The following is a 25433-nucleotide window of genomic DNA, read 5'->3' on the forward strand; positions in this document are numbered from 1 at the left end:
GCAATGACGCGGCGCTCGAAGGAGATACCCATGTCCCGCATCAGCCTCGACCCCCGCATCGATCCCCGCCTCAAGGCGGCCTTCGGTGCCATGCCTGACGCCCCCAACCCGGGTGACGTCAGCAGCCGCGAGGTCATGCTCGCCGAGCTCCAGAGCGAGGCGGCGAAGATGGCGTTCGCTGCGCAGTCCGCGATGTTCGACATGATGGACAGCGAAGACGTCGCCCCCTCGAAGGGGCTGCGCATCCGCACCGAGCAGTTCGTCTCGGCGCCCGACGGCAACACCGTCAAGGTCCTCTTCATCCGCCCGGACTCGGACGAGCCCGTGCCGTGCATCTGCTACCTGCACGGCGGGGCCATGCAGTTCTGGTCGGCGTTCGACGGGCTCTACCGCGCGTGGGGCCGGCTCATCGCCGCGCAGGGCGTCGCCGTCGCGATGATCGACTTCCGCAACGCGCTCCTCCCTTCGTCCGCGGCCGAAGTGGCCCCGTTCCCCGCCGGCCTCAACGACTGCGTCTCGGGCGTGAAGTGGGTGCACGCCCACGCGGCCGAGCTGAACGTGGACGCATCGCGCGTCATCGTCGCTGGCGAGAGTGGTGGCGGCAACCTCACGCTCGCCACGGGGCTCAAGCTGCTCCGCGACGGCGACATCGGCCTCATCAAGGGGCTCTACGCGCTCTCGCCCTACCTCGCGGGCCGCTGGCCGTCGGCCGAGACCCCCTCCTCGACGGAGAACAACGGCATCCTCCTCGAGTTGCACAACAACCGTGGGGCCATGGCCTACGGCATCGAGGCGTTCGAGCAGCGCGACCCGCTCGCCTGGCCGGCCTTCGCGAGCGAGGCCGACGTGAAGGGGCTCCCTCCGACGACCCTCTACGTCAACGAGTGCGACCCGCTCCGCGACGAAGGCGTGCGCTTCTATCGCCTGCTCGCGCGGAGCGGCGTCACGGCGCGTTGCAAGGAGAGCATTGGAACGGTGCACGGCGCGGAGCTCTTCGCGGCGGTGTGCCCGGACGTGAGCCGCGACGTGGCGCGAGACCTCGCCGCGTTCGCCCGCTGAGCCACCAACCCACACGGGAGAATGAACATGAAAGCCACGTATGGATTCCGCGCGACGATGAACGCCCTTCCGGGCCAGGGCGACACGCTGACCGAGCTGCTGTTGAGCGCGGTGAGCGACGGCGGGCCCGCCTCGAACCCGAGCTGCGTCTTCTTCCTCGTGACGCGCTCGGCCTCCCATCGCGACGTCGTGCACGTCACCGAGGGCTGGGTCTCGAAGGAAGCGCACGCCGAGAACTTCAGCCGCGAGGTCTCGCGCGCCTTCACCGCGAAGGTCGGCGCGCTGGTGAGCGACGCGCAGTATGGCGACGACGTGCCGGCCGGCGGCAAGTTCCCGCGCTGAATCGAGGAGGAGCCACCCATGGAACGCCTGCGCTCGCTCTTGGGAATCCTGGCCGCGGTCTCCGCCGTCGTCGGGCTCGAACACGTCTATCTCTGGGAACGGCTCGTGCGCGCCACGGGCCTGTCGCCACCGATGCAGCTCGCGCTGACCACCGGCCTCTGCCTGTTGGGCGCGAGCGTGCCCATCGCCGTCATCACCAGCCGCGTCGTGCCACCGAGTGTATCGACGTGGTGGGTGACGCCCGCGTACACGTGGCTGGGCGTCTCGCTGCTCATGACGGGACTGTCCCTCGTGTTCGAGGGGGTTCGCGTCCTCGTGCCGGCACTGGACCGGGGAACCCTCGCGGGGGGCGTCGTGCTCGCGAGCATGGCACTCAGCCTGTGGGCGGCGCTCGAAGGTCGGCACGTGCGCGTTCGCCGCGTCGAGCTGACGTTGGACAGACTCCCCGCCGCGCTCGATGGGCTCACCCTGGTGCAGCTCTCCGACGTGCACCTCGGCCCGACCGTGGGTCGGCGTTTCATGGAGCGAGTGGTCACCCAGGTGAACCAGCTCGCGCCCGATGCGGTGGTGGTGACGGGAGACCTCGTCGATGCACCTGTCGAGCAACTGGAGCGCGCCGTGGAGCCGCTCTCACGCCTCCGCACGGTCTTCGGCACGTTCTTCGTGACGGGCAACCACGAGTATCACGCGGGCCCTGCGCGCTGGTGTGCCCACCTCGAGACGCTCGGCGTTCGCGTGCTTCGGAACGAGCGCGTGGCGCTCGAGCGTGGAGGCGCGGTGTTGCAACTCGCGGGCACCGACGACGCGGACCCCGCTGGGCGCGCCGAGGGCTTTGGAGAGGACCTTGACCGCGCGCTGTCGGGTCGCGAGGTGAGCCAACCGCTGGTGTTGCTCGCGCACCAGCCCAAGACGGTGCACGAGGCATCGCGACGCGGTGTCGATCTTCAACTATCGGGTCACACGCACGGCGGTCAGCTCTGGCCACTCGGCTGGCTCCTCCGGTTCAACCAGCCGGTGCTCTCGGGCCTGCGTCGCTTTGGCGCCACCCAGATCTACGTCAGCAATGGCACGGGCCACTCCGGGCCACCGATGCGGCTGGGGAGTCCGGCGGAGATCACCCAGTTCGTGCTCCGCGCGTCGCGGGCTTCCGTCGACGACACCGCCAGCGCGCCCCACATCGGAGGTCAACCCGGAGCCTCCGTCGAGACACCGTCGGCACCGCGACCCGGAGTGGGCAGGCTCCGGTCTTGAGCTGGCCTCCAGGTGCCCTCCTATGCGAGAGGAGGGCACCGGCCTCACCCGGAGGGCCGTTGGGAGAACACGCGATGCGGCGGTCTGGACGTGGGATGCGTTCGCTGTGGCTCGTGAGTGCGTTGCTCGCGACGGTTGGCTGCTCCAAGAAGGATGAGCCCGCGCCCGAGCGCACCGTGGTGCCCGCGCCAACGCCGCCCGTTGGCACCATCCCTCGCGAAGGCGAAGCCGAGGCCCGTCCACCCGTCCACGTCGCCTCGGGCAGCGTGCTCCCCCACGCGCCGACGACGCCTCCGGGCTCGGACGAGAACGCTCCCGCCGCCGACTCCTCCGCTCCCGCGTGGACCTCCAGTCCCACCGAGGTGAAGCGCCGCGAGCAGCCCCAGGCCACGCTCGTCTCGGTGCGCACGGGTCCCCACGAGGACTACGACCGCGTGGTGTTCGAGTTCGAGGGCTCGCAGCTGCCTGGCTATCAGGTGGCTTACGCGAAGGAGCCCGCGGTGCAGTGCGGCTCGGGCGATGCGGTGAAGGTGGAGGGACAGGGCCCGCTGGAGGTGCGCTTCATCCCCGCGCGCGCGCATACGTCCGAGGGCAAGGCCACCGTGAGCGAGCGGACGCTGAAGCCCGCGCTGCCCATGGTGCGCGAGCTGGTCCGCACCTGTGACTTCGAGGCCGAGGTGACGTGGCTGCTCGGCACCGCGCGGCCCACGACCTACCGCGTGCTGGAGCTGAAGGACCCGTCACGCATCGTGGTGGACGTGAAGCACTGAGGCTGGGCGCACGGCGTTGTCTCGGGCCCGCTGGCGCGCGATGAGTTCGCGCGCCTCGGCTTGCGAGTCAGCGAACTCGAGCGGCACGCGCCACCGGCCCAGCAGATAGAGGGCGAGCATCAGCGCCTTGGCGCCCGCGCGCTCGACCGGGCCCGTGCCCACGTAGACGTGCCCCTTGAACCACGCCTCGCTCGCGTGGTGGACGAGGTGGTCGCGCGCCTCTCGCTCAAGCGTCGAGTTCGCCACGTCGGAGATGACGTAGAGCGGCTGTCGCGCGCTCAGCTCCTCGCAGATCTCCAACACCCGCTTCGAGTCCTCCAGCCGCGAGGGCCCGACGAAGCGAAAGACGAGCAGGTCCGGCGCCTCGAAGGTCGCGCGGTGCGTCCCGAATGCCCACTCACGAGGGGTCGTCACGGCGAGGCTCAGCTCCATCTCGAAGGCCAACGGCGCTCGAACTGTTCTCTAGATAGAAGATATCGGCGCCCCACGGAAGACGGGCTCCCTCGCGGGCAGGTGGGTCGCGCGAGACAGGAGCCCGCACGTCGCGGGTCGCGCCCTACTCCCCCGCGCGGGACAACTGGTCCAGTCGGCGCAGGAGCGCGGCGTGACGGGTGCGTGACTCGGGGCCCCGTGCGCGCAGGGCCAGTGCCAGCACACGTGGCAGGTCCAGGGCCGCGCCCACGCGCAGGCGCTCGCGATAGCGCAGCTCCCAGTCCTCGGGCACGCGCAGGGACCAGTTCCGCGCGTCCACGGTTCCCGGCACGTTGTAGGTCTCCTGCATCCCGAGCAAGTCAGCGAAGAAGACCATCACGTTGCGCGCGCGGCAGGCGAAGAGGTCCGCGAACTTCGCCTGCGCCAGCTCCGCGGGGTCCTCCGCGAGGCGCCTCGCGAAGTCCTCACGTCCCTCGGGCTCGGGATGCAGGCGCTGGGACAGGTACTCGGCCTGCGCACGCGCGGTGCCACGCCACTGCCATGTCCCCACCCAGCGCCACAGGGATGGGGTGTCGTGATTCCCCACCATCACCCAGTCGTCCGGCGCCGCGTTCTCACTGCGGTACACATCCGAGGGGTTGTCGAGGTCCGCCTTCTGCGTCACGCGGAAGCGGCCCAGGCCGTGGCGCGCGAGTACGCGCCCCAGCTCATAGGGCATCGTGCTGAGCACCTCGCACAAGAGGTCCTCCTTCGCGCGGCCCTGGCGCTCTGCGGTCCGCACCACCGCGTCGAAGAGGATGCTGTAGCGCTCCAGCTGCTCGGGCGTGAGGGAGCGCACCCAACCATCCGCGTGCCGGGATTGCGTGCGATCCAGTTGCTCCGGCCCGACGATGGCATAGCGAGCCAGCTCGGGATGGTCCGGCAGGTCCGGCGAGGAGAAGAGGCGCGCGCCCTGCTGCACCGCGCGCAGCGCATCGGGCTCACCCGCGCGGTACACCCACGGGCACACAAGCCCATGAGGATGGTCGATGCGCAGGCCATCGTACTCGCCCAGCATCTTTCCCAGCCGCGCGTCCATGAAGCGCAGCACGGGCCCAGGTTGGCGCGCATCGGCTTCGAAGTAGTGCGCGGGATCCATCACGGGATAGTTCCAGGGCTGTCCCTCCGGATTCGTGCGACTGGGCGGCGCGCCCATGAGGTCCGTGCGCAGGAACAGCCCCTGCCACGCCCACGCGTCCCGCGGCGAGAAGCCAATCTGGAGGTCACCGTAGAGCTTCAGCCCCCAAACTACCGCGCGCTCGCGAAGGTGCGCGTGCTGCGCGTGCACCAGGAACTGGAAGAAGGCGTAGCGGTCCAGGGCGGAAGCGTGCCGTGTCTCCAGCTCGCGCACGCGCGACTCGGCGGCGTCAGCCTCTTCGAGACGAGGACTGAACAGGCGCGCGTCGAGCGACGGTTCCCAGTGTCGCCAGTCCGGGTCGCCGCGCTCGGCGCCGAGCACATCGAAGAGCGAGTCCGGCGTGAGCCAGGAGGCGTTGTCCTGTTGGAACGAAGCGAAGGCTCGCGACAGCTCGGTGGGCTGTTCTCGCTGGAAGGTGGCCCACGCTTCGTCGAGCGCGGCGAGCTGGGCACGAAACGCGAAGGCGTAGCGGACGTCCGGGCGCGAGGTGAAGGGACGCTCGGAGACGAGTCGGGCCAGCGTGTCCGGCGAGAGCAGTCTTCCCCAAGGGCCGTGCGCATCGGTGAGTGGCGCGAGCGCGACGTTGAGCACGTTGCGAGAGAACAGCGTGCCGTCGTACGGCGACGCGTTGTACTCGGTGGTCTGCCCTTGGGGGCCGAGCTGGACGCCCGTGAAACCCAGGTCGCGCGCGAAGGAGAACAGGCGCGCCGCGCCCTCCGAGTACGGCGAGCCACGGCCCAGGTCCTGCCCTGGGAGGCCCGGGAAGCTGGGGTCCTGGATGCTGAGCACCCAGCGCGTGACGCCCAGCGCCGCCAGGGCCTCGGTGACAACCTCGCGATGGTCTTTGGGCAACGGGGCCAGGGCTGCGTCTCCAGGGAGCACCGACCCTAGAACCCCGGCGCGCTCACGCCAACCGCTCAGGCGCGCGGACGTTCAGCAGCGACACTGCGCGACCGCGAGCACATCACGCCGCGAGGGGATGGACGCGCACGACGCGGCCGATGACGTCTCGACGAGGCACCCAGCCATTGATGCGGCCCACGTTGTTGCCGATGAGCAGTTGCTCCTCCGTGGCTTGCTTGACGAGGTGCAGGAGGACTCCGCCCTTCCACCGCACCAGCACGATGTCGTCGACCTGAACTTCTCGCGGATCCACCGGGCTCAGCGTCACGCGCTGATTGTCCTCGATGCGACCTCGCATGGACCCACCTCGGGGCCTCACCTCCACGCGCGTCCCGCGTGACAACGCCTGCACTGCCTCAGTCGCCCAGCCCATGTTTCGACTCCGTCGTCCGAAGGAAAGACGGGCCGACGCCTGGACTGGAAACGACTGACAGGCGCGTGCGTCGACAAGCCACGCGCATCGCGACAAATTGTCCGTGACCACTGTCGTGCTTGGACGGGATTGCGCTCGCGGCGGAGATGCGCGCGTCAATTCAAGCGAACCCAAGAGGGAGAAGCGTTGCGGCACACGCCTTGAAATGGGCGCGAGTCATGGCCACTCCGACGCAGTCCTTCGCCCGCATCGCCCGCAACATTGGACTCACCTTGGTGGGGCTGTTCGTGCTGCTCCTCATCACCGTCGCAGTCGTCCCCTCGTACGACGAACTCCCCGAGGACTCAGCGGTAATGGACCTGCGCGCCATTCGCTCAGCGCTGAAGCTCTATTACAGGCAGCAGCGGCACTTCCCATCCACCCAGGAAGGCCTCTCAGCCCTGGTGGCGACCCAGAACCTGGAGAAGATTCCGACGGACCCGTGGCACCGCGAGTACCACTACGTGCTCGATGACGAGGGCCCGCGCGTCTGGACGAACGGGGCGGACGGAGTGCCCGGTGGTGACGGAGAAAACGCGGAGTTCACCATGGCGCGGTTCGACACCGAGCTGCTCTGCGAACCCCAGGTGAGCATCACTCCTGCCGCGAGTGGGGTGCGGGACGCGACTCCCACCCACCCCGTGGCTCCCGCCTCACATCCTCCGCATTGAACACGCGGCGCAGCCGACTCAGCGGTCACGCACATCCACTCGCGAAACTCGCATGACCATCTCCAATCCCTCTCGCCCACCGTGCTCGCCCTGGCGCTCCCTCCTGTCCTTCCTCCGGAACATCCTGGCCGTGTTCGGCGGACTCGTTGTCCTGCTATTCATTCTCAGCACTACTGGAATCCTTCCGCACCTGGGCGAAACGCCCAAAAGCGAGCGAGCGATGAAGGACCTGTGTGCCATCCGCACGGCACTGAAGCTCTATTACGAGCAGCAGGGGCACTTCCCCTCTACCCAGGAAGGGATCCCAGCGCTGGTGGTAACACGGCATCTGGACAGGATTCCCACGGACCCATGGGGCCGTGAGTACGACTACTTACTCGACGACAAGGGCCCACACGTCACGGCGACTGGCGCGGACGGAGCCCCGGGTGGTGAGGATGTCGACGCGGACATCGACATGGACCCACTCGAGGCCGAGCCCATCAGTCGCACTCCGGCGAGCGTCACTCCTGCCGCGAGTGGGGCGCGGGACGCGGCTCCCCTCCCCCATGAGGCTCCCGCCTCGCACCCTCTGCATTGAACACGCGGCGCAGCCGACTCAGCAGCCACGCGCGACCGTCGGAGAGAATCTCGTAGACGGTTGGAATCACCAGCAGCGTGAGCAGCGTGGAGGTGATGACGCCTCCAATCACCGCTCGGCCCAGCGGTGCTCGAAAGTCGCCGCCCTCGCCGTGCCCCAGCGCCACCGGCACCATGCCCGCGATGAGCGCGAACGTCGTCATGATGATGGGCCGCAGGCGGATGCGCCCCGCCTCGATGAGCGCCTCGCGCAACGGCGTCCCGCGCGCATGAGACCACTTGGCGAAGTCGATGAGCAGGATGGCGTTCTTCGCCACGATGCCCATCAGCAGGATGACGCCAATCAAGCTCATGATGTTCAGCGTGTCGCCCGTCACCAACAAGGCCAGCACCACACCAATCAGCGACAGCGGCAGCGACACCAGGATGGCCAGCGGATCCACGAACGAGCCGAACTGGACGACGAGGATGAGGTACATCAGCAACACCGCCACCCCCAGCGCCAGGAACACCCGGCCAAACACCTCGCGCTGGTCCGCGGACTCCCCGCCGAGCGACATCACGTAGCCCTTGGGAATCGTCACGCCCTTGAGCCTCGCTTCGATGTCTCGCGTCACCTCGGAGAGCGAGCGCCCCTGCACGTTCGCCTGGACGTTGATGACCTTCTCTCGGTTCAGGTGATTGATTTGCGCCGGGCCCAGCGTCTGTCGCACCGACGCCACCTGTCCCAACGGCACCACGATGGGCGCGCCGTTGAGACCCGCTCCAATCACCAGCGGGAGCTGTGCCAGATCCGAGGGCTGCGTGCGCGACTCGGGCGCCAGGCGCACCATCACGTCTCGCGTCTTGCCTGAAGGGTCCACCCAGTCCCCCGAGTCGAGCCCCGCGAAGGCCGGCTGTAGAGACTGCGCCACCTGCCCCACTGTCACGTTGAGCTGTCCCGCCAGTCCTCGGTTCAGCTCCACCTCCAGCTCGGGCTTCTGGCCGCGCGTGGACAGGCCCACGTCCACCGCGCCAGGAACCTGGCGGACCGCCGCCATCACCTTCTCCGCCAGCGCGTTGAGGGGCTGTGTCTCCGGGCCGCGCAACTCCAACTGGATGGACTTCAGCGCGCCTCCAAAGCCGCTGGTGAAGACAGAAGCCGTGGCCCCGCCCACTTCGAGCAACTCCCGTCGGAAGACGCGGCCCAATGCATCCTGGTTCTGCTTGCGCTCGGTCCTTGGCTTCAGCCGCACGTACACCAACGCTTGATCCACGCCCGGCGCGCGCAGCGGCAGCGGCGTCCCGATGGTCGAGTAAGTGTAGGCCACCTCGGAGTGCGCACGAATGCGGCGGGACACCTCATCTACCTTGCGCCGCGTGTACTCCAGGCTGGAGCCCGGCGGCGTCTCCACCAGCACCTCCAGCTCGCCTCGGTCACTCACCGGGACGAAGCCCGCGCCGCCAATCGTCGCCTGCAGCATCACCGCGCCCACGAGCGAACCCACCGCGAGCAGCACCATCACCAACCGATGGTCCAGCGCCCACGCAATCACGCCCTTGTAGCGATCCGCCTGTCGGTCGAACCAGTGATTGAAGTGCGCCAGCCCTCGGGAGATGAATCCTCTGCGTGCGCCGGACTCCGTCTGGGGATCGGCCCAGTACGCGCTGAGCATCGGGTCCAACGAGAAGCTGACGAACAACGACACCAGCACCGAGCACGCGATGGTGAGCGCGAACGGCTTGAACCACTGCCCCGCCACTCCGGACATGAAGGCCACGGGGATGAACACCGCCACGATGGAGAACGTGGTGGCCGCCACCGCGAGCCCGATTTCATGCGTGCCCTCGCGCGAGGCGGTGAAGTGGTCCTTCCCCATCTCAATGTGGCGCACGATGTTCTCGCGCACCACGATGGCATCGTCGATGAGGATGCCGATGGCCAGCGTCAGCCCGAGCAGCGACATGGTGTTGAGCGTGAAGCCAAACACCCAGACGCTGATGAAGGACGCCAGCGCACTCACGGGCAGGGCCAGCCCCGTGATGACCGTGGAGCGCCACGAGTTCAGGAACAGGAACACCACCAGCACCGTCAACAGCGCGCCCTCCACGAGCGCCTGCTGCACGTTCACCACCGCGGCGCGCACGCGCTTGCCCGCGTCTCGCACCACCTCCAGCCTCGCTTGTTCGGGCAACCGCTGCTGAAGCACCCGCACGCGCTCGCGCACGGCGTCCGCCACCTCCGTGGTGCTGTAGCCCTTGGACTTCAGCACGTCGATGCCCACCGCCTTGCCCCCGTTGAACAAGGCTTCGGTGCGTGGCTCCTCAGTGCCGGCGAAGACATCCGCCACTTCCCCCAGTCGCACCATGCGCCCGCCGCGCTCGGCCACGGCCACGCGCGCGAAGTCCTCCGGTGTCTCCAGGCGGCCTCGCAAACGGATGGTGCGCTCCTCCAGCTCCGTGTTGAGCCGCCCCACTGGCGCGGCGAGGTTTTGCGCTTGCAGCGCCGCGACAATCTGCGCGACGGACAGGCCTGCGGCTTGAAGCGCGGCGGGACGCACCTGCACCGTCATCTCTCGGTCCAGTCCCCCCACCACCGTCACCTGGGCCACGCCCGCCACGGAGCGCAGCTCGCTCACCACCAGCGGATCCGCCAGTCGTGACAGCGCGGGCACATCGAGCGAAGGCGACGTCAGCACCAGCGACAGGATGGGCTGCTGCGAGGGGTCGAACCGCGTGAGGATGGGCTCCTTCATCTCCTGTGGCAGGTCCGCCCGTTTGCTGGAGATGGCATCGCGGATGTCCTGCGAGGCCTGCTGCACGTCCTTCGAAAAGTCGAAGAAGACGGTGAAGGTGGCCAGGCCATCCGTCGCGCTGGAGGTCGTCTTCTTCGCGTCGACGCCGCTGATGCTGAAGATGGCGTCCTCGATGGGCTCGACGATCTCTCGTTCCACCGTGTCGGGCGAGGCTCCCAGGTAGACGATGGACACGGCAATGACCGGCTGCTGGATGTCGGGGAACTCGTCCGTCTCCAGGTTGAGGAGCGCGACGATTCCGAAGACGACCAACGCCACCATCACGGTGATGGTGACGATGGGACGCTTGATGGCGAAGTCCGAGATGAACACCGAGCGACTCCCGTGAAGATGAAGGCCCGAGCTACGGGGTGCGCTCCGGAGCCGAGCCTTGTCCCGCCCCGCCCACGCCTTGGCCTGAGTCGCGAGGTTCGGGGGACGGCGTCACCTTCACCGGGGTCCCCTCGGCCAGCTCGCGCGCGGAGCCGAGCAACACGAGGTCTCCGTCCTCGAGTCCGGAGCGCACCTCCACGGCTTGCGCCACCTCGTCACGCAAGCCCAGCGTCACGGGGGCTCGGGCAACCTTGCCGTCGTGGATGCGGAGCACGGAAGGCGGATCGCTGCGCGGGTCCACCGCATCCAGCGGCACGGCCAATCCCTGACGCGCGATGGACGCCACGCGCCCCTGGGCGAAGAGCCCCGAAAGCAGCGCCCGCGAGTCATTGGGGACGTCCACGTAGATGCGCACCTGTCCCGTCGCGGGATCCACCGCGGGGTTGATGTGCTCCACCTGTCCGCGAAACGTCCGCGCACCGTAGCCGGTGACACGGAACTCCACGGGTGTGCCGGCCTTTACCTGCGCGAGCTGCACGGCGGGAACAGCGGCCTCCAGCCGAAGCGAGCGCGGATCCACCACCGTGAAGAGGGGCGAACCCACCTGGACGATGTCGCCTGTGTGCACCGCGCGCTCGCTGATCACGCCATCGAACGGCGCGACCACGCGCGTGCGCGTGAGCTGCTCGTCCGCCAGCTTCAGACGCGAGCGTGCATCCGCCAACTGTCCCTCTGCCTGCGTCCGAGCGAGCTGCGCGCGCTCGAAGTCGCGCTGGGTGATGACGCCCGCCTTCGCCAGCCTCGCGTTGCGCGCCTCATCCGATTGCGCCACGCGCAGCGCGTTGTCCGCCACGCGCAGCGAGGAACGGGCCGCGAGCACCTGGGCTCGCAGCGTCCCCTCGTCGATGCTCGCGAGGGGCTCGTCCTTGCGCACCGGCTGACCGGGCTCCGCCTTCACGTTCAGGACGCGGCCACCCACCTCCGCGCGCATGTTCGCGGCCCTCGGCGCTTGCAGCGTGCCAGAGAGGACTGGACCGCTGCGCAGCTCGGCCGGCTGCACTTTCACCACGTTCTCCGGCCCCAGGGTCACCGCGGCAGGAGTCGCCGGCTCCACTTCGCTGGAGCGGGCGTGGCAGCCCGTCGACAGCATCGCGAGCACCGACAGCCCACCGCTCCATGCCCACCGCCCACCCATGGCGTGTCTCCTCGCGCTCTCAGCCACCGCTGCTCCACCTGGAGGTGCCACCGGCGGGGTAATCACCGAGTCCTGGCGCGCCCACTGGAGGGCCCGCGCGCGCTTCGCCAGCGAACGAAGCGCGCGCCCAGGCCGTCCAAGGGCAGACATCGCGGTGCCGGCCCTCGGCCTTGCGTCACGGGGTGGCGGTAGGAATGGCACCCAATGGCGACTCGCTCATGAGGAGCGTGCCCGTTTGGAAATGGGCCGACACGCCGCAGTCCGGGCGATTCGTCCGTCCCGGGCAGCTCACTTCTGTGTGCGCGCGCGTGACGGCGGTGAAGCAGCGCGAGCCAGTCACGTCCCACTCCGCTTCAGGGACCCACGGCTCGGTGTCCTGCTGCACGCCGATGGCGTCGTACACGTTCACCCACTGCCCATCTTGGGTGTGCGAGTCACCATCGCCGCAGAAGTCCGCGCGCACCATGCGCGTGCAGGCTTGATGGTGCGCCGCCAGGCTCCGACCGTCCGGCCTCAGCGTCCACGGCTTGTAACCAAAGTGAATGCACTTCGCGATGGCCGCGCCCTCGCACGCGAAGGTGAACGCCGAGGGGTCGTCCAGCTTCGCGCCGCCCGCGCCGGGGACACCTTGCCGGTAGTCCCAGCGTCCCGCCACGGCGATGGCGCGCAGCGGCTCGTCGTTCGGGCCCCGGCAGATGGAGCGCCACTGTCCATCCTTGTCGAGGAAGGACACCGCATAGGACCACACGTCGTGCTCGACGCCAGCGCCTGGGTCGGCATCGTCCACGCGCAACTCCACCGCGCCACCCTCCCCCAATCTGCCCTTGAAGCGCACGCCCACGAAGTCCGCACCCGACAGCACGTGCGTGCCGATGTTCCCCACGAAGCCGGAGCCCACCAGGCGCACCGAGTCGAGCGGGCGCAGCGTGGGTCCTTGCCGCGCGTTCGCGTAGTCCACGGCGATGAGCATGCCGCTCAAGTCCGTGCCGTTGAGGTTGCGCCCATTCAGGTTGCGGCCGTTGAGATTGCGGCCGTTCGGCGTCGCCAGCTCCGACCCTTGCGAGGACGTCGCCAGGGGCACCGGCGGCCCCCACTCGCTCCCGCACCCCCACAGCATTCCGGCAACGGCTACCGCTCCCAGCACCTTGCTCGCGCTCACGGTACACCTCCCGACGCCACTCCTCCGTCTTGCGTCCTGCGACCTCCAAGGTTTGCAGCCGAGGTCCGCGGAGCAAGGTGCGAGCAATCCCCAGTACGGTTGCGATGTCCGTCACACGTCAATCGTCTGGCACGCCCGGACAGCCCGGCGCGCCGAGAGACCTGCGCGGGGAGCGTGGATCAGGGAGAGGACGGCGGCGGATCCGCGCAGACGCGCAGCCCCAACGCCACGTCGCGCAGCGAGGGCTCGGGCAGCTCGCGGTTGCTGGAGCGCGCGGAGGTCGATGCGAACGAGAAGCTGCCACCTCGCGCCACGGGACGCCCGGGCTCCAACCACGAGCGGGTCCATTCCCAGACGTTGCCCGCCATGTCATCCGCGCCGAACGGGCTGCGCGACGCCGCGTGACTGCCCACTTCGTCTGGACCGAAGCCCCCGGGCTCCTTGCCGTACGTCGTGTCGACGTTGGCCTCGTCGGGCTCCAGGCGATCTCCATGCGGGAACTCGCGCCCATCGACACCGCGCGCGGCGCGCTCCCACTCCAGCTCCGTGCACAGCCGCGCACCCGGCACGCGGCCCGTGGTCGCGAGCCACGACGCATACGCCTGCGCGTCCGCGAACGTGATGCCACTCACCGGGAAGCGCAGCCAGTCCTGCTCGGCGCGACGCTCGCGCTTCGCGTAACGCAGCGGCTCACCCATGCGCGCGGTGTATGGCGTATCCCCGGGCTGGAAGCGCAGACGCCAGGTGCCCTTCTCGGGCTCCAGCGTGAGCAGTCCGACGTAGCCTCCGCTGCCTACGTGCGGGCGGCGCCGCGCGCGCTCCGCTGCGGGCAGCGCCTCCAGGTACTCCAGCCACTCCGCGAAGGTGGTCTCGTTCCGCGCCACCAGGAAGCCTGGGACCTCCACGCGATGCTGAGGCACGGTGTTGAAGAACTCGCGCACGCTCGCCTCGGCGGCGCTGCCGAAGCGCACCTCGCCGGGCGGGACATAGGTGAACCCGTGAGGCAGCGCGCCCGCGCGCAACATGGGCACCATGAGTCGCCGCGACTCTCCGCGCTGCAACAACACGGGCTGCACCGCGTCCTCATGGCCGGGCGCACGAACGGTGAGCTGATAGCTCCCTGGCGGAACGGGGACCTCGCGCCACGGGCCCACGCCCACGGGCATCGGCGGACCGAGCACCTCGCGGCCCTGGGCATCGCGAGACACAGGCCTCAGCTCCACGGTGGCGTTCGGTGTCATCCCCTCCAGCGCGAGGCGCGCGGGCGCGGTCCATCGGCGCCATCGATCCCCGCTCGTGTCGTAGAGGCGCAGGCGCTGCAGCAGCGCGGGCAGTCCGCCGGGCTCCCCCTCGACCTCGGCCCACAGCGCGCGCTCCAAGAGAAAGTCCGCCAGCGCCGCGCGCACATCCGAGCGCGTGGGCGCCAACGCCAACGCACGCTCCAATCGGTCCGCCACCGCGTCGAAGCGACGATGCAGCCGCAACGCGCGCGCCGAGGCCCGTGTCCACGCCTGATCCGCCTCCGCCTTCTTTCCGGTGTCATAGAGGTGAAATGCCTCGAGGCGCTCGACCTCCAGGGCCTCCTGTTCGTTGCGGACCTCTTCATCGGAGCGCGCGGCCTCGGTGAGCTCATGGCGCACGCGCGCATCCAGCCGCCAGCGCTCACGAAGCTGGAGCCCGCCATAGAGGAGCGCGAGGGAGAGCAGGAACCCCACCGCCAGCACCTGCCGCACCCGTCGGCTGCGCACCATGGTGCGACGCGACTCCTCCAGGAAGTCGCGCTCACGGCGCGTCAGCTCGCTGTTGTCCAACACCGCCGCTTCAGCGAGCTGGCGAGGTCCCCACAGCGACTCGCGCGCGAGCCCCAACCGCTCCCACTGCGCGGCGGCCGCCTCCAACCGAGCCTGCACCTCGCGCCGCTCACCCGCGTCCGCCAACCACCGGGCCAAGGTTCCCCAACCCGTGAGGAGCGCTTCGTGCGCCACCTCGTAGGCCGTGCCCTCCTCCGCCTCGCGCGCCACCAACAGCCGTGCTTGGACCAGGGCCTCCAGCGCGGCGCGGTAGCGCGGATCATTTCCCACCAACTCCCGGTCCGTCTTGCGCGCGCGCGTCCCATCCGCGGTCACCAGCCGCAACAGCACACCCCGGGCCGCCGCGCGACGCTCGGGCAACAGGAGCGCCACGGCTTCGTCCGCGTGCCGCGCCAGCGCCCCCGCCACGCCGCCCATCGAGTCCAGCGCGGCCTGGGTCATGACGCCCGCTGCGCCGTCGCGCGCATCCCACAGCTCCGCGAGCGCGAACTGGAGCAGTGGCAGTCCGCCATCGGCCGCAGAGGAGGCCACCAGCGCATCGACCAGCGCCTCCGACTCGAATCGAACCCCCTTCACGCGCGCCGGACCGACGATGGCCTCGCGCGTCTCCTCGGGCGACAAGGCGCGCAGGAGGTACAGCGCGCGCGGCACCTCCGAGCCCAAGCCCGGCACCGACGTCAGCCGCGTCAGAAAATCACTGCGCCCCGTGGCGAGCACGCGCAGCCCACTCGGTCCCTCCACCAACGCGCCCAGCGCCGAGCCCGCGAGGTGCGCCTCCTCGGGCGAGGCCAGGGTGATCAGCTCCTCCAGCTGATCCACATAGAGCACCAGCCCCTCGGCCGCGCCGAGCCGCACGCGCAGCCAACGCACCAGCGAGCTTGGGTCGATGTGCATCGCCTCGGCCAGCGCCTCATCCTGCAACTGGAGCAACGGCGCCACGGCCGCGGCGAGCGCCGCCACGGGCCGCCGGCCGGGCACGAGTCGCGCGACATGCCACCGCCGTCCATCTTCCAGCGCGCCATCCGCCACGGCCGGGAGGATTCCCGCGAGACACAGCGAGGACTTGCCCACGCCCGAGTCGCCTGTGATGAGCAGGAACGTCTCGGCCTTCAGCCGCTCCAGCACCGCGCGCTGCTCTCGGCGCCGGCCGAAGAAGAGGGCCCGGTGCTCGGCCTCGAAGGCCTGGAGCCCGCGATAGGGATTGCCCTCGGGCACCTCGACGGTCGCGTCCTCGCGGGCCAGCAACTCGAGCGCATCGAGCAGTTGCGTGGCGGAGGCGAAGCGCTCGGCGGGGTTGCGGCGCAGACACCGGTCGACCGCGGCGGCGAACGACGCGTCCACACTCGGAGCCGCTTCGGCCAGGGGGCGCACCTCGCGGGAGCGCACGACCTCGGACAGCTCGCGCCACGGCACGTCGCGAAAGGGCCCCACGCCCGCGCACAGCTCGTACAGCACGATGCCCAGCGAGTACACGTCACTGCGCGCCGTCAGCTCGTCACCGGCCCACGCCTCCGGAGACATGTAATAGGGCGTGCCCACCAGCGCGCCGCGCGGGAGCGAGGGCAGGAACAATCCTCCCAGCGAGCGGGCCCCCAGCATCGCGCCCGGCTCGCTGGCCAGGTCCAGCGGCAGGCCCTGTGCGCCGAAGCCCGCGGGCCGCTTCGGCTCATCCGGCACCGCCGCGTGGTCCAGCAACTTGGCGAGCCCGAAGTCGAGCAGCTTCACCTCGCCGCCCTCGGTGAGCACCGCGTTGCCGGGCTTGATGTCGCGGTGGAGCACGCCTCGGTGATGCGCGGCTCCGAGCCCTCGCGCGAGGTCCCGTCCCATGGCCAGCGCGCGCTCCCAGGGAACGGGCCGAGGGAGCTGATCCAAGCTGACGCCCCGGATGAACTCGGACACGAGGTAGGGCTGATTCTCCAGCTGGCCCACGCGATACAGCGTCACCACGTTGGGGTGCTGGATGCGCGCCGCGGCCCGCGCCTCCACGAGAAAACGAGACAGCGCGTTGGTGCCCAGCGCGGGGATGAACTTCACCGCGACGGGGCGCTCGAGCAGCGTGTCTTGAGCCAGATACACCCGACCGGTCCGCCCCCGACCAATGGGCCGCACCAGACGGTACTCATCGAACTCCTTGGGAGGAGTCCACGTGTCGGACGAGGAGCTGGCGGCGGGTGGGCCCACACGGGGTGGCCTATACATCTGCCCCGAGAGGAGCAACCCGACCATGGGAGGAAGCGAGGCGCGCGAGGGCACATCCGCCGGCGTTGTCCGCTGGCCGGCAGTCGCGGTGTTCCGGGGCTCACTCCGGGCTCACTCGGGAGTGAAGCGCCCCTTGGCCTTGCTCGGCTTGAGCATGTCTCGAATCTTGTTCTCCAGGTCCTGCGGCAGGCAGGGCTTGGCCACGAACTCGTCCGCGCCCGCGCCCAGCGCGTTCTCCGCGTTGCCCGCCAGCACGTGGCCCGTGAGCGCCATCACCGGGATGTCTCGCGTGCGCGCGTCCTGCTTGATGCGCCGCGTGGCCTCCCAGCCATCCATCACTGGCAGCGACAGGTCCATCAGGATGATGTCTGGCTCACCCTCTTGAGCCTTCTCCACCGCCTCCACCCCGTTGCGAGCGGTGTCGACCTCGAAGCCCACGAACTCGAGGTACTCGGCATACATCTCGCGGGCGTCGTCGAAGTCATCCACCACGAGGATTCGCTTTCGCGCGCTCGCCGAAGAGGAAGCGTCCTCACCCAGGGGAACTCCCGGAGCGGTCATGGCCGTGTTCTTCATGGAGCGAGGGCCTCGCATGTGGGGAAAAGGCGGCGCTGAATCTATTCACGCGCCGCCCAACGTGCCCACGCTCCGCGCTTCTGTGTGAGAGGCACGGCGGAGTCATCCCGTGTCCGAAATCCAACGACCGAGGCCGCAAAAGACAGCGCCCCCGTGGAGACATCTCCACGAGGGCGCCGGACTTCAGGCTGCGTCGCGAGCCGAAAGAACTACGGGGCCGGCGTCGGGATGGGCAGCGCGGTGATGGTGGCGAACGTGAGGTCCGTCTGCTGCTGGATGCCCCACGCCGTGAGGTACACGGACGACTGCGGGCTCACGCGCTTGAACTTGATGGTGGCCGTCGGGAAGAGCAGCGACGGGTTGAGCTGCTTGCCGCCATACGTGAACGCGAACCGCGTGGTGTAGCCCGTGGCCGGGAGCGGGAAGACCGGCGTCTCGGCGGGGGTCTTGGTCTGGATGGGAGCGCTCGGCTCGGCCGGGAAGATCGGGAAGCCCTGGCTGAAGCCCAGCTCGCCCGGCGCGTCGCCCACCTTGTTGCTGGCGTTGAAGTCCGCGTTGAAGAAGACCTCGGACGCGACGCCCGACTCGAGCGTCATGACCTGGTTGAAGGTCACGTAGATGGGCTCGCCCGGATCCAGCAGGCCGTTGGTGCCGCCCGCGACCTCCTCGTAGTTCGCGCTGACGATGGCCACGTTGTTCGGCGGCGTGGAGACATCACCGCCGTAGAACGAGTGCGTCTGCGTGACGGAGTTGCTGCCGGAGAGCGAGGACGCGCGGATGTAGAGCTGGTACTCCTGGCCCACCGCGATGCTCTGCGCCGGGGTCACGGTGAGCACCGTGTTGCCCATGGACAGGGCCTTGTTCACCGACAGCAGCTCGCGGCCGTACTCGTCCGTCATCTGCACGACGAGCGAGGCGGGCTGGATGGGCTGGTTGAAGGAGAAGTAGAGCGAGTCACCCGGCTTCACCAGGTTGAACTGGGGACGGTACGAGCCGCCCGAGAACGACCGGAGCGAGGAGTAGCTGATCGCCAGACCCTGGTTCGGGTCGTACGCGTACGGCAGCTCCAGCGGGTGGACGTAGCCATAGGAACCCGTCGCGATGTCCGCGCCGGAGAAGTTCCGCACGATGCCGCCCGTGTCGATGAGGCCGTCGCCGTTGGAGTCCGTCGCGTTGACGACCAGGCGATAGGAGCTGCCCAGGCGATCCATCTCATTGGGAGACGGAACCTTGTCGAAGGTGACGATGCCATCCGCGCCAGACTCGGACTCGACGACGACGGTGCTGTTGGCGCCGCCGGCGTTGCTGGAGACGATGCGGCCCGCCGTGTCGATGGACAGGGTGGCCTTCGCCTGCGCCGCCGGGCGGCCGTTCGGACCGATGAGGCCGAACTTCACCGAGCTGTCCGACGAGCCGAGGATCACGGCGCCGATGTTCGCGTTGCCGTTGTTGAGCGGCACGTTGCCGGCCGTCGACGGAACCGTCGCGGAGGTGCGCAGGGGCGCGAAGCCATTGCGCGTGAACGTCAGGAGGACCTGGGCACCGCCCGGCACGTCCGCGAACACGAAGTTGCCCGTCGAGTCCGTCGCCGCCGTCTTCGCCTGCGCCGAGCTGCCAATCGTCATCGACACCGTCACGCCATCCAGCGGCGCATAGCGGCTGTCGAGCACCTGCCCGGAAACGGTGCCCTTCGGCGTGGCCGGAGCAACCACCGAGACGTTGTTCGGGTCGTGGATGCCATCGGCGACACCGTCACCGTTCGCGTCCGTTGGATCCTTGCCACACCCGATCGCCAGCAGCGGCACCACGGCCATCACCAGATGCTTCTTCATCGTCCCCGCCTTGTTTGCTTGAATTTTCACGCCCGGGCTTCCCCCAAGGGCGCAATGGCGGACACTCTCCGACCCGGCCCTGCCGCGTCAAGACACCCACCCGAGCACGCGTCATGGGTGGTAGCATGTCGCCTCATGTCGGACGTCAATTCGCCGTGCCTGGGCTGCGCCATCGTCAGCGGTACCACCCACCCCGTGGGTGGGGTCCTCGCGCGGGCCCCGGGATGGGTCCTCCATGGCGTGGCCGGCCCCAGCCCCGTCCCTGGCTGGGTGGTCCTCTCCAGTGAGCGCCATGTGCGGGGTTGGTATGACTTGGAGGATGACGTCGCGCGAGAACTGGGGCCGCTCACCGCGAAGGTGATGCGCGCCCAGCGCGCGGTGCTCGGCGCGGAGCACGTCTATGCCTTCGCCATCGGCGATGTGCTGCGGCACTTCCACCTGCACCTCGTCCCCCGCTACGCGGACACGCCCCAGCGGCTGTGGGGACGCGCCGCCTTTGACGCGCTCCCGGGCGATCACCTCGCCGTGGAGGAACTCGAGGCCGCCGCCCGCACGCTGGCCGCCGCGCTCGCGCGCTGAAGCACGCAGCTCCGCACGGCTTCGCTGTCAGTGCGGCCCCGTCCACGCTTCGGTCGCGGGCCGCCCCACCTTGGATTTCGCCCTCTCGCCGTGCCTACGCTTCAGGTCGGGCACCAGACTGGCAACCTGGACCGAACATGGACCGGGCCGAGCGGAGAGGGAAGAATGGCTCGCGCCCCATGTCATCGTCCCGTCTGGCTCCGTGGCTGCTCTTCGTGTTTCTCACCGCCTCCGTCCCCGCGCTCGCGGACAACACGGCGGACGAGGCGGATATCGCCTTCGAGCTGGGCAACGAGGCCTACTCCCGAGGCAGCTACACCGAGGCGCTGCGCTCGTACTTCAACAGCTACCGCCTGGTGCCCAACCGCAACGTGCTCTTCAACATCGCCCGCTGCTTCGAGGCGCTGGGGAAGTTCAACGAGGCGTACCGCTACTACAACGACCTGCTGGGTGAGAGCCTGCCGGACGAGGACGCCTCGGAGGTCGCGCGCTCGCTGGAGCGGCTGCGCCCCAAGGTCGCCCTGGTGAAGGTCACCACCAGCCCCAAGGGCGCGGACGTCTTCGTGGACCGCACGGACCTGGGCAGCCGGGGCCGCTCGCCGCAGACGCTCGCGCTGGCGCCCGGTCGCCACAAGGTGATGGTGAAGAAGGAGGGCTACCGCCCCACCGAGTCCACCGTCACCGTGGCGCGCGGCCGTGAAGTCCCGCTCGAGTTCGACTTGAGCCTCATCACCGGCGGCGTGGAGCTGACCGGCTCGCCCGAGGGCGCGGAGGTGCGCGACTCGCCCAATGGCCCCGTGCTGGCCCGCGTCCCGGGCAAGCTGCGACTGCAGCCTGGGCAGCGCGTGCTGTACCTGCGCGCGCCCGGTCATGCGCCGGGCCAGTACGTGGTGGACGTGCCCGCGGATGGCACCGCCACGCTCGCGGTGGCCCTCAACGTCCAGTCGCGTCCCACGGGCCGCGTCGTCGTCACCGCCACGCGCGACGGCGCCTCGGTGCGCGTGGACGGCAAGCCCGCGGGCTTCACTCCCGCCGTCGTCACCCTGCCCGAGGGTGAGCATGTGCTCGAGGTGGAGAGCCGCGACGTGCGGCCCCTGAAGCAGAAGGTCACCGTGGTGCCGGACCAGGAACTCAAGGTCCACGCCGACCTGCACTACGAGCCGCCGCCCGTGCGCGCCGCATCCAAGAGCCTGCTGTCCGTGGACGAGGCCCCCGCCTCCACCACCGTGCTCACCCAGGAGGAGCTGCGCGCGTTCGGCTGGCACACGCTCGCGGACGCCCTGGCCGGCGTGCGCGGCATCTTCCTCACCGACGACCGCACGTACACGTACCTGGGCGTGCGCGGCTTCTCTCCGCCAGGAGACCTCAACACGCGCGTGCTCATCCTCTGGGATGGCCACTCGATGAACGACGTGTGGGCAGGCCAGGGCTACGCGGCGCACGACCTGAGCGTGGACCTGGACGAGGTGGAGCGCATCGAAGTCGTGCGCGGCCCGGGCAGCGCGCTGTACGGCACCGGCGCCTTCTTCGCCGTCATCAACGTGGTGCCGCGCGAGTCGCTCGGCCCGGACCGCAACCTGGAGCTCACCGGCGCGGTGGGCGCCCTGGGCGTCACGCGCGTGCACGCCACCGCCGCGTGGGAGGGCGACGACCGCTCGGTGCTCTTCAGCCTCGCGGGGATGAAGTCCGTGGGCGCGGACACCACGCGGCTGGGTGAAGGAAAGGACAACCTCGTCTCCGGCCTGGATGGCGAGAAGGCCGCCACCGGCTCCTTGCGCGCACGCCTGGGCAACCTGTCCCTGGTGGCGCATCTGCACGCCCGTTCGAAGAACGTGCCCACCGGCCCCTATGACTCGCTGGTGGGCGTCCCGGGCACGCGCGTGGAAGACCTCCGCGCCTTCACCGAGGCCCGCTACGAGCGCTCCCTGTCCGAGCGCATCACCTTGTCCCTGCGCGGAGCCGCCGACTTCAGCCGCTATCACGGCTACTTCGTCTACACCCAGGACGCCAACGGCAACTCCGAGCCCAACACCGAGGCCGGCGCCGCGGACTGGCTCACCGGCGAGGCCCGCCTGGGCTTGAGCCTGTTCGAGGGCAATCACCTCGCGGTGGGCATGGAAGGACAGGCCCAGCTCCGCGTGGACCAGAAGAGCATCGGGCCCGCGGGCAGCGCGGCGCTGGAGACGAAGCAGCGCACGCTCCTGTCGCTCTACCTGCTGGACGAGTGGCGCCTGCATCCGCGCCTCTCGCTCTCGGTGGGCCTGCGCGTGGACAAGTACCTGGACCTGGACACCGTGCCGCTCACGCCCCGGCTCGCCGTCATCGGGCGGCCCTACGACGGGGGCCTCACCAAGCTGGTGCTCGGTCGCGCCTTCCGCGCCCCGAACTATTACGAGCTGTACTTCCAGGACAACTTCGTCACCCAGCGTCCGGCGGACAACCTCAAGCCCGAGACCATCACCACCTTTGAGATTGAGCACTCGCACGACCTCACGCGCGAGCTGCGCGTGACGGTGGCCGGCTACCACAACCGCATCTCCAGCCTCATCGCCACGCTCAAGGAGAGCACGGAGCCGGCCCGCTGCGGCTCGCCCGTGGGCAGCTCGCAGTGCCTCGTCAACGTCAACGGCGACGGCACCACGCTCGCCTGGGGCGCGGAAGCCGGCCTGCACTGGCAGCCGGGCCGCTGGCTGCTCGTGGACCTGAGCTACTCCTACGTCACGCTCCGGCATACGTCGGAGGACGTGGCCGCCGCCACGCCCTCGCACCTCGCCTCGGGCCGGCTGCTGATGCCCGTGGGAGAGGGCGACCTGCGCGTGGCCACGCAGGCCACCTACGCGAGTGCCCGCCACAGCGGCCCCGGCGGCGCCGCCAGCGGCGAGGCGCTGCTCATCGGCTTCGGCGTGTCCGGCGACTACGGCCGCCTGCGCTACTTCGCCGGCGTGAACAACCTGCTGGACTCCCAATACACCGTGCCCGTGGGCGCGAACTTCGCCGCCGCGCCGGTGCCCCAGTACGGCCGCACCTTCAACTTGCAGCTCACCGGAACCTTCTGATGTCCGCGCTCGACTTCATCCACCTCGACCACCCTCTGTACGCCCGCGAGCTGGACCTGCGCTTCCGCGTGCTGCGCGAGCCCCTGGGCCACACGCGCGAGCAGGTGGTGTTCCCCTTCGAGGCGCAGAGCCTGCACCTCATCGCGCACGAGGGCGGCGAGGTGCTGGGCTGCGTCCTCTTCCACCCCGAGGACGCGCACGGCGGGCGCTTGTTCCAGATGGCGGTGGCGCCGCGGCTCCAGGGGCAGGGACTGGGCGCCCGGCTGGTGCGCACGCTGGAGGCGGGCCTGCGCGAGCGAGGCTTCACGCACGTGCACCTGCACGCGCGCGCCCAGGTCGTCCCCTTCTACGAGCGCCTGGGCTACGCCGTGTCCGGCGAGCCCTTCATCGACGTGGGCATTCCCCACCGTCACATGAACAAGACGCTCGCGCCGTGACTCACGTCGAGGGCACGGGGCGAGCCACGCTCCCTCGCCCTCGCAACAGCGCGAGCAGGCCCACCACCGACAGGGCGATGCCCACCGCGCACACGCCGCCCCAGCCGAAGCGCGCCCAGGCCGTGGTGCCCAGCCACGCACCGCTGGCGCCTCCCGCGAAGTACGACACCATGTAGAGCGTGTTGAGCCGGCTGCGCGCCGCGGGCTGGAGCGCATACACGCGCATCTGGTTGGACAGGTGGTTGCCCTGCGCCCCCAGGTCCAGCAGCACCACGCCCAGCCCGATGCCCCACAGCGAGTGGCCCATCGCCCACATCACGACGAAGGACAGCCCCAGCACGCCAATGGACAGCGCGTTGATGCGCCGGTCTCCCCCGCCCTGGTCCGAGTACCGCCCCACCACGGGCGCCATGATTGCGCCCACCATGCCCACCACGCCGAAGAGCCCCGCCACCTGCGCGTCGTAGTGCTGCGGGAGGCTCTGGAGGTACAGGGCCAGCGTGGCCCAGAACGCGCCGAACGCACCGAACGTCACCGCGCCCAACAGCGAGTGCAGTCGCAGCGCGGGCTCGGTGCGCGCCAGGTGCCCCAGCGAGCGCATCAACTCAGGATAGGGCATGGCCGCCGCGGGTGGCTGCGCGGGCAGCGTCAGGCGCAGCAGCGCGGCGAGCGCCACCATCAGCGCCGCGGCCATCCAGAACATCGCGCGCCAGCCCAGGTGCGTGCCCACGAAGCCGGCCGCCGTGCGCGACAACAGGATGCCGATGAGCAAGCCGCTCATCACCGTGCCCACCACGCGTCCGCGCTCGGCGGGCAAGGCCAGGTGCGCCGCGAAGGGCACCAGCAGCTGCGGAATCACCGTGGTGGCGCCCACGAGGAAGCTGGCCAACACCATCCACGCCAGACTGGGCGCCAGCGCCGCGCTCACCAACGCCAGGCTGACCAGTCCGCACATGATGAGGATGATCCGCCGCCGCTCATGGCTGTCCCCGAGCGGGACGATGAAGAGCATCCCAATGGCGTACCCCACCTGCGTCATCGTGGGGATGAGCCCGAGCGCGCTGCCCGACGCCGCCAGGTCCCGACCGATGTCACCGAGCAGGGGCTGGTTGTAATAGAGGTTCGCGGCGGTCGCGCCCGAGGCGGCGGCCATGAGCCACACGAGCGAGCGGCGCATGCCCGCGGACGCGACCGAAGAGGAATCTGAAGGTGTCGTGGACATGGAGAGGCCGCGCACGGATAAGCCGCGCGTGGGAGCGCTTCAAGCAAGAGTGGCGCGTGGAGCCCTCGAACCACCCCCGTCTGTCCGAGCAAGCAGCGAATGCCCCTTTGCGTGGTGCGCCTCGCGCAGGCAGGCTCTCGCCCGACCCTTTCCTCTGCCCCCTCATGAAGAGGCCCCGCCCGATGCTCCGAGCCCTGACCCTCTGTGCGTTCCTCCTCGCCCTGCCCGGCTGCGGCTCCAGCGCCGACTCGGGTGACCCCACGAAGGTGACGTACGCGGCGGAGCTGGGCGTGGACCTCACCGCCATGTCGCGCCAGGAGAGCGGGCTCTACATCCAGGACCTGGAGACGGGCACCGGCACCGAGGCCGTGAAGGGCAAGGTCGTGCAGGTCCACTACACGGGTTGGCTGCCCGATGGCCGGCGGTTCGATCAGAACACCGCGTCGGACAAGCCCTTCTCGTTCACGCTCGGGCGCCGCCAGGTCATCGACGGTTGGGACGAGGGCGTCGCCGGCATGCACGTGGGCGGCAAGCGGCGGCTCGTGATTCCCTCCGAGCTGGGCTACGGCGGCGACGGCGCGGGGGGCATCATCCCGCCCGACTCGGTGCTCGTCTTCGACGTGGAGCTGGTGAACGTCATCTAGACGGATGAATCCAGGCCCGG

Annotated in this window: 20 protein-coding genes; 10 read left to right on the forward strand and 10 right to left on the reverse strand. The window is 69.6% G+C overall.

Features of this window, described 5'->3' with window-relative positions:
- Positions 1–30 precede the first annotated feature (30 nt).
- From JGU66_05875 to JGU66_05890, 4 genes are all read left to right on the forward strand, one after another.
- Positions 31–1059: an alpha/beta hydrolase gene (locus JGU66_05875; GenBank protein MBJ6760282.1), complete on the forward strand. Its 1029-nt coding sequence runs from the start codon at positions 31–33 to the stop codon at positions 1057–1059.
- Positions 1060–1116: 57 nt separating this feature from the next.
- Positions 1117–1401, forward strand: coding sequence for an antibiotic biosynthesis monooxygenase (locus JGU66_05880; protein MBJ6760283.1), 285 nt, complete (start codon positions 1117–1119; stop codon positions 1399–1401).
- 273 nt (positions 1402–1674) lie between these two features.
- A complete protein-coding gene (locus JGU66_05885) occupies positions 1675–2652 on the forward strand; it encodes a metallophosphoesterase (protein MBJ6760284.1) in 978 nt (325 codons plus the stop codon).
- Between the two features lie 74 nt (positions 2653–2726).
- Entirely contained in the window at positions 2727–3422 is a 696-nt protein-coding gene (locus tag JGU66_05890; protein MBJ6760285.1) for a hypothetical protein, read from the forward strand.
- Here the strand turns inward: JGU66_05890 and JGU66_05895 are convergent.
- The 3 genes from JGU66_05895 to JGU66_05905 all read right to left on the reverse strand — a co-directional run bounded on the left by JGU66_05895 (position 3393) and on the right by JGU66_05905 (position 6187).
- Positions 3393–3836, reverse strand: a complete 444-nt coding sequence (locus JGU66_05895) for a hypothetical protein (GenBank protein MBJ6760286.1) — start codon at positions 3834–3836, stop codon at positions 3393–3395. The genes JGU66_05890 and JGU66_05895 overlap by 30 nt on opposite strands.
- Positions 3837–3978: 142 nt before the next feature.
- Entirely contained in the window at positions 3979–5883 is a 1905-nt protein-coding gene (locus JGU66_05900; GenBank protein ID MBJ6760287.1) for a 4-alpha-glucanotransferase, read from the reverse strand.
- A gap of 112 nt (positions 5884–5995) precedes the next feature.
- A complete protein-coding gene (locus tag JGU66_05905; protein MBJ6760288.1) occupies positions 5996–6187 on the reverse strand; it encodes a hypothetical protein in 192 nt (63 codons plus the stop codon).
- A gap of 338 nt (positions 6188–6525) precedes the next feature.
- Between JGU66_05905 and JGU66_05910 the strand changes: the two genes are divergently transcribed.
- Both JGU66_05910 and JGU66_05915 read left to right on the forward strand, forming a co-directional pair.
- Positions 6526–7017 (forward strand): type II secretion system protein GspG, encoded by a 492-nt coding sequence (locus JGU66_05910; protein ID MBJ6760289.1) that lies wholly within the window; start codon positions 6526–6528, stop codon positions 7015–7017.
- 52 nt (positions 7018–7069) lie between these two features.
- Positions 7070–7597 carry a type II secretion system protein GspG gene (locus JGU66_05915; GenBank protein MBJ6760290.1) on the forward strand — a complete coding sequence of 176 codons (528 nt, stop codon included), beginning with the start codon at positions 7070–7072 and terminating at the stop codon, positions 7595–7597.
- Here JGU66_05915 and JGU66_05920 read toward each other — a convergent pair.
- The 6 genes from JGU66_05920 to JGU66_05945 all read right to left on the reverse strand — a co-directional run bounded on the left by JGU66_05920 (position 7521) and on the right by JGU66_05945 (position 19505).
- Complete coding sequence (locus JGU66_05920; protein ID MBJ6760291.1) at positions 7521–10703, reverse strand: efflux RND transporter permease subunit; 3183 nt, start codon at positions 10701–10703, stop codon at positions 7521–7523. The genes JGU66_05915 and JGU66_05920 overlap by 77 nt on opposite strands.
- A gap of 31 nt (positions 10704–10734) precedes the next feature.
- Positions 10735–11898: an efflux RND transporter periplasmic adaptor subunit gene (locus JGU66_05925; GenBank protein MBJ6760292.1), complete on the reverse strand. Its 1164-nt coding sequence runs from the start codon at positions 11896–11898 to the stop codon at positions 10735–10737.
- 175 nt (positions 11899–12073) lie between these two features.
- On the reverse strand, positions 12074–13015 hold the full coding sequence (locus JGU66_05930) for a hypothetical protein (protein ID MBJ6760293.1): 942 nt from the start codon (positions 13013–13015) through the stop codon (positions 12074–12076).
- A gap of 221 nt (positions 13016–13236) precedes the next feature.
- Entirely contained in the window at positions 13237–17049 is a 3813-nt protein-coding gene (locus JGU66_05935; protein MBJ6760294.1) for an SUMF1/EgtB/PvdO family nonheme iron enzyme, read from the reverse strand.
- Positions 17050–17178: 129 nt separating this feature from the next.
- Positions 17179–17643, reverse strand: coding sequence for a response regulator (locus tag JGU66_05940; protein MBJ6760295.1), 465 nt, complete (start codon positions 17641–17643; stop codon positions 17179–17181).
- A gap of 209 nt (positions 17644–17852) precedes the next feature.
- Positions 17853–19505 carry a carboxypeptidase regulatory-like domain-containing protein gene (locus JGU66_05945; protein MBJ6760296.1) on the reverse strand — a complete coding sequence of 551 codons (1653 nt, stop codon included), beginning with the start codon at positions 19503–19505 and terminating at the stop codon, positions 17853–17855.
- 105 nt (positions 19506–19610) lie between these two features.
- Here JGU66_05945 and JGU66_05950 point away from each other — a divergent pair, with 105 nt between their 5' ends.
- The 3 genes from JGU66_05950 (at position 19611) to JGU66_05960 (ending at position 23547) form a co-directional block, all read left to right on the forward strand.
- Positions 19611–20054, forward strand: a complete 444-nt coding sequence (locus JGU66_05950; GenBank protein MBJ6760297.1) for an HIT family protein — start codon at positions 19611–19613, stop codon at positions 20052–20054.
- Positions 20055–20191: 137 nt separating this feature from the next.
- On the forward strand, positions 20192–23110 hold the full coding sequence (locus tag JGU66_05955) for a TonB-dependent receptor (protein MBJ6760298.1): 2919 nt from the start codon (positions 20192–20194) through the stop codon (positions 23108–23110).
- On the forward strand, positions 23110–23547 hold the full coding sequence (locus JGU66_05960; GenBank protein MBJ6760299.1) for a GNAT family N-acetyltransferase: 438 nt from the start codon (positions 23110–23112) through the stop codon (positions 23545–23547). Before JGU66_05955 ends, JGU66_05960 begins: the two co-directional genes overlap by 1 nt.
- Position 23548: 1 nt before the next feature.
- On the opposite strand, the gene JGU66_05965 is transcribed toward JGU66_05960, so the two are convergent.
- Positions 23549–24769 carry an MFS transporter gene (locus JGU66_05965; protein ID MBJ6760300.1) on the reverse strand — a complete coding sequence of 407 codons (1221 nt, stop codon included), beginning with the start codon at positions 24767–24769 and terminating at the stop codon, positions 23549–23551.
- Positions 24770–24951: 182 nt separating this feature from the next.
- Here JGU66_05965 and JGU66_05970 point away from each other — a divergent pair, with 182 nt between their 5' ends.
- Entirely contained in the window at positions 24952–25413 is a 462-nt protein-coding gene (locus JGU66_05970) for an FKBP-type peptidyl-prolyl cis-trans isomerase (GenBank protein MBJ6760301.1), read from the forward strand.
- The last annotated feature ends 20 nt before the right edge of the window (positions 25414–25433 follow it).

This window comes from Myxococcaceae bacterium JPH2 (genome assembly GCA_016458225.1).
GTDB lineage: Bacteria > Myxococcota > Myxococcia > Myxococcales > Myxococcaceae > Citreicoccus.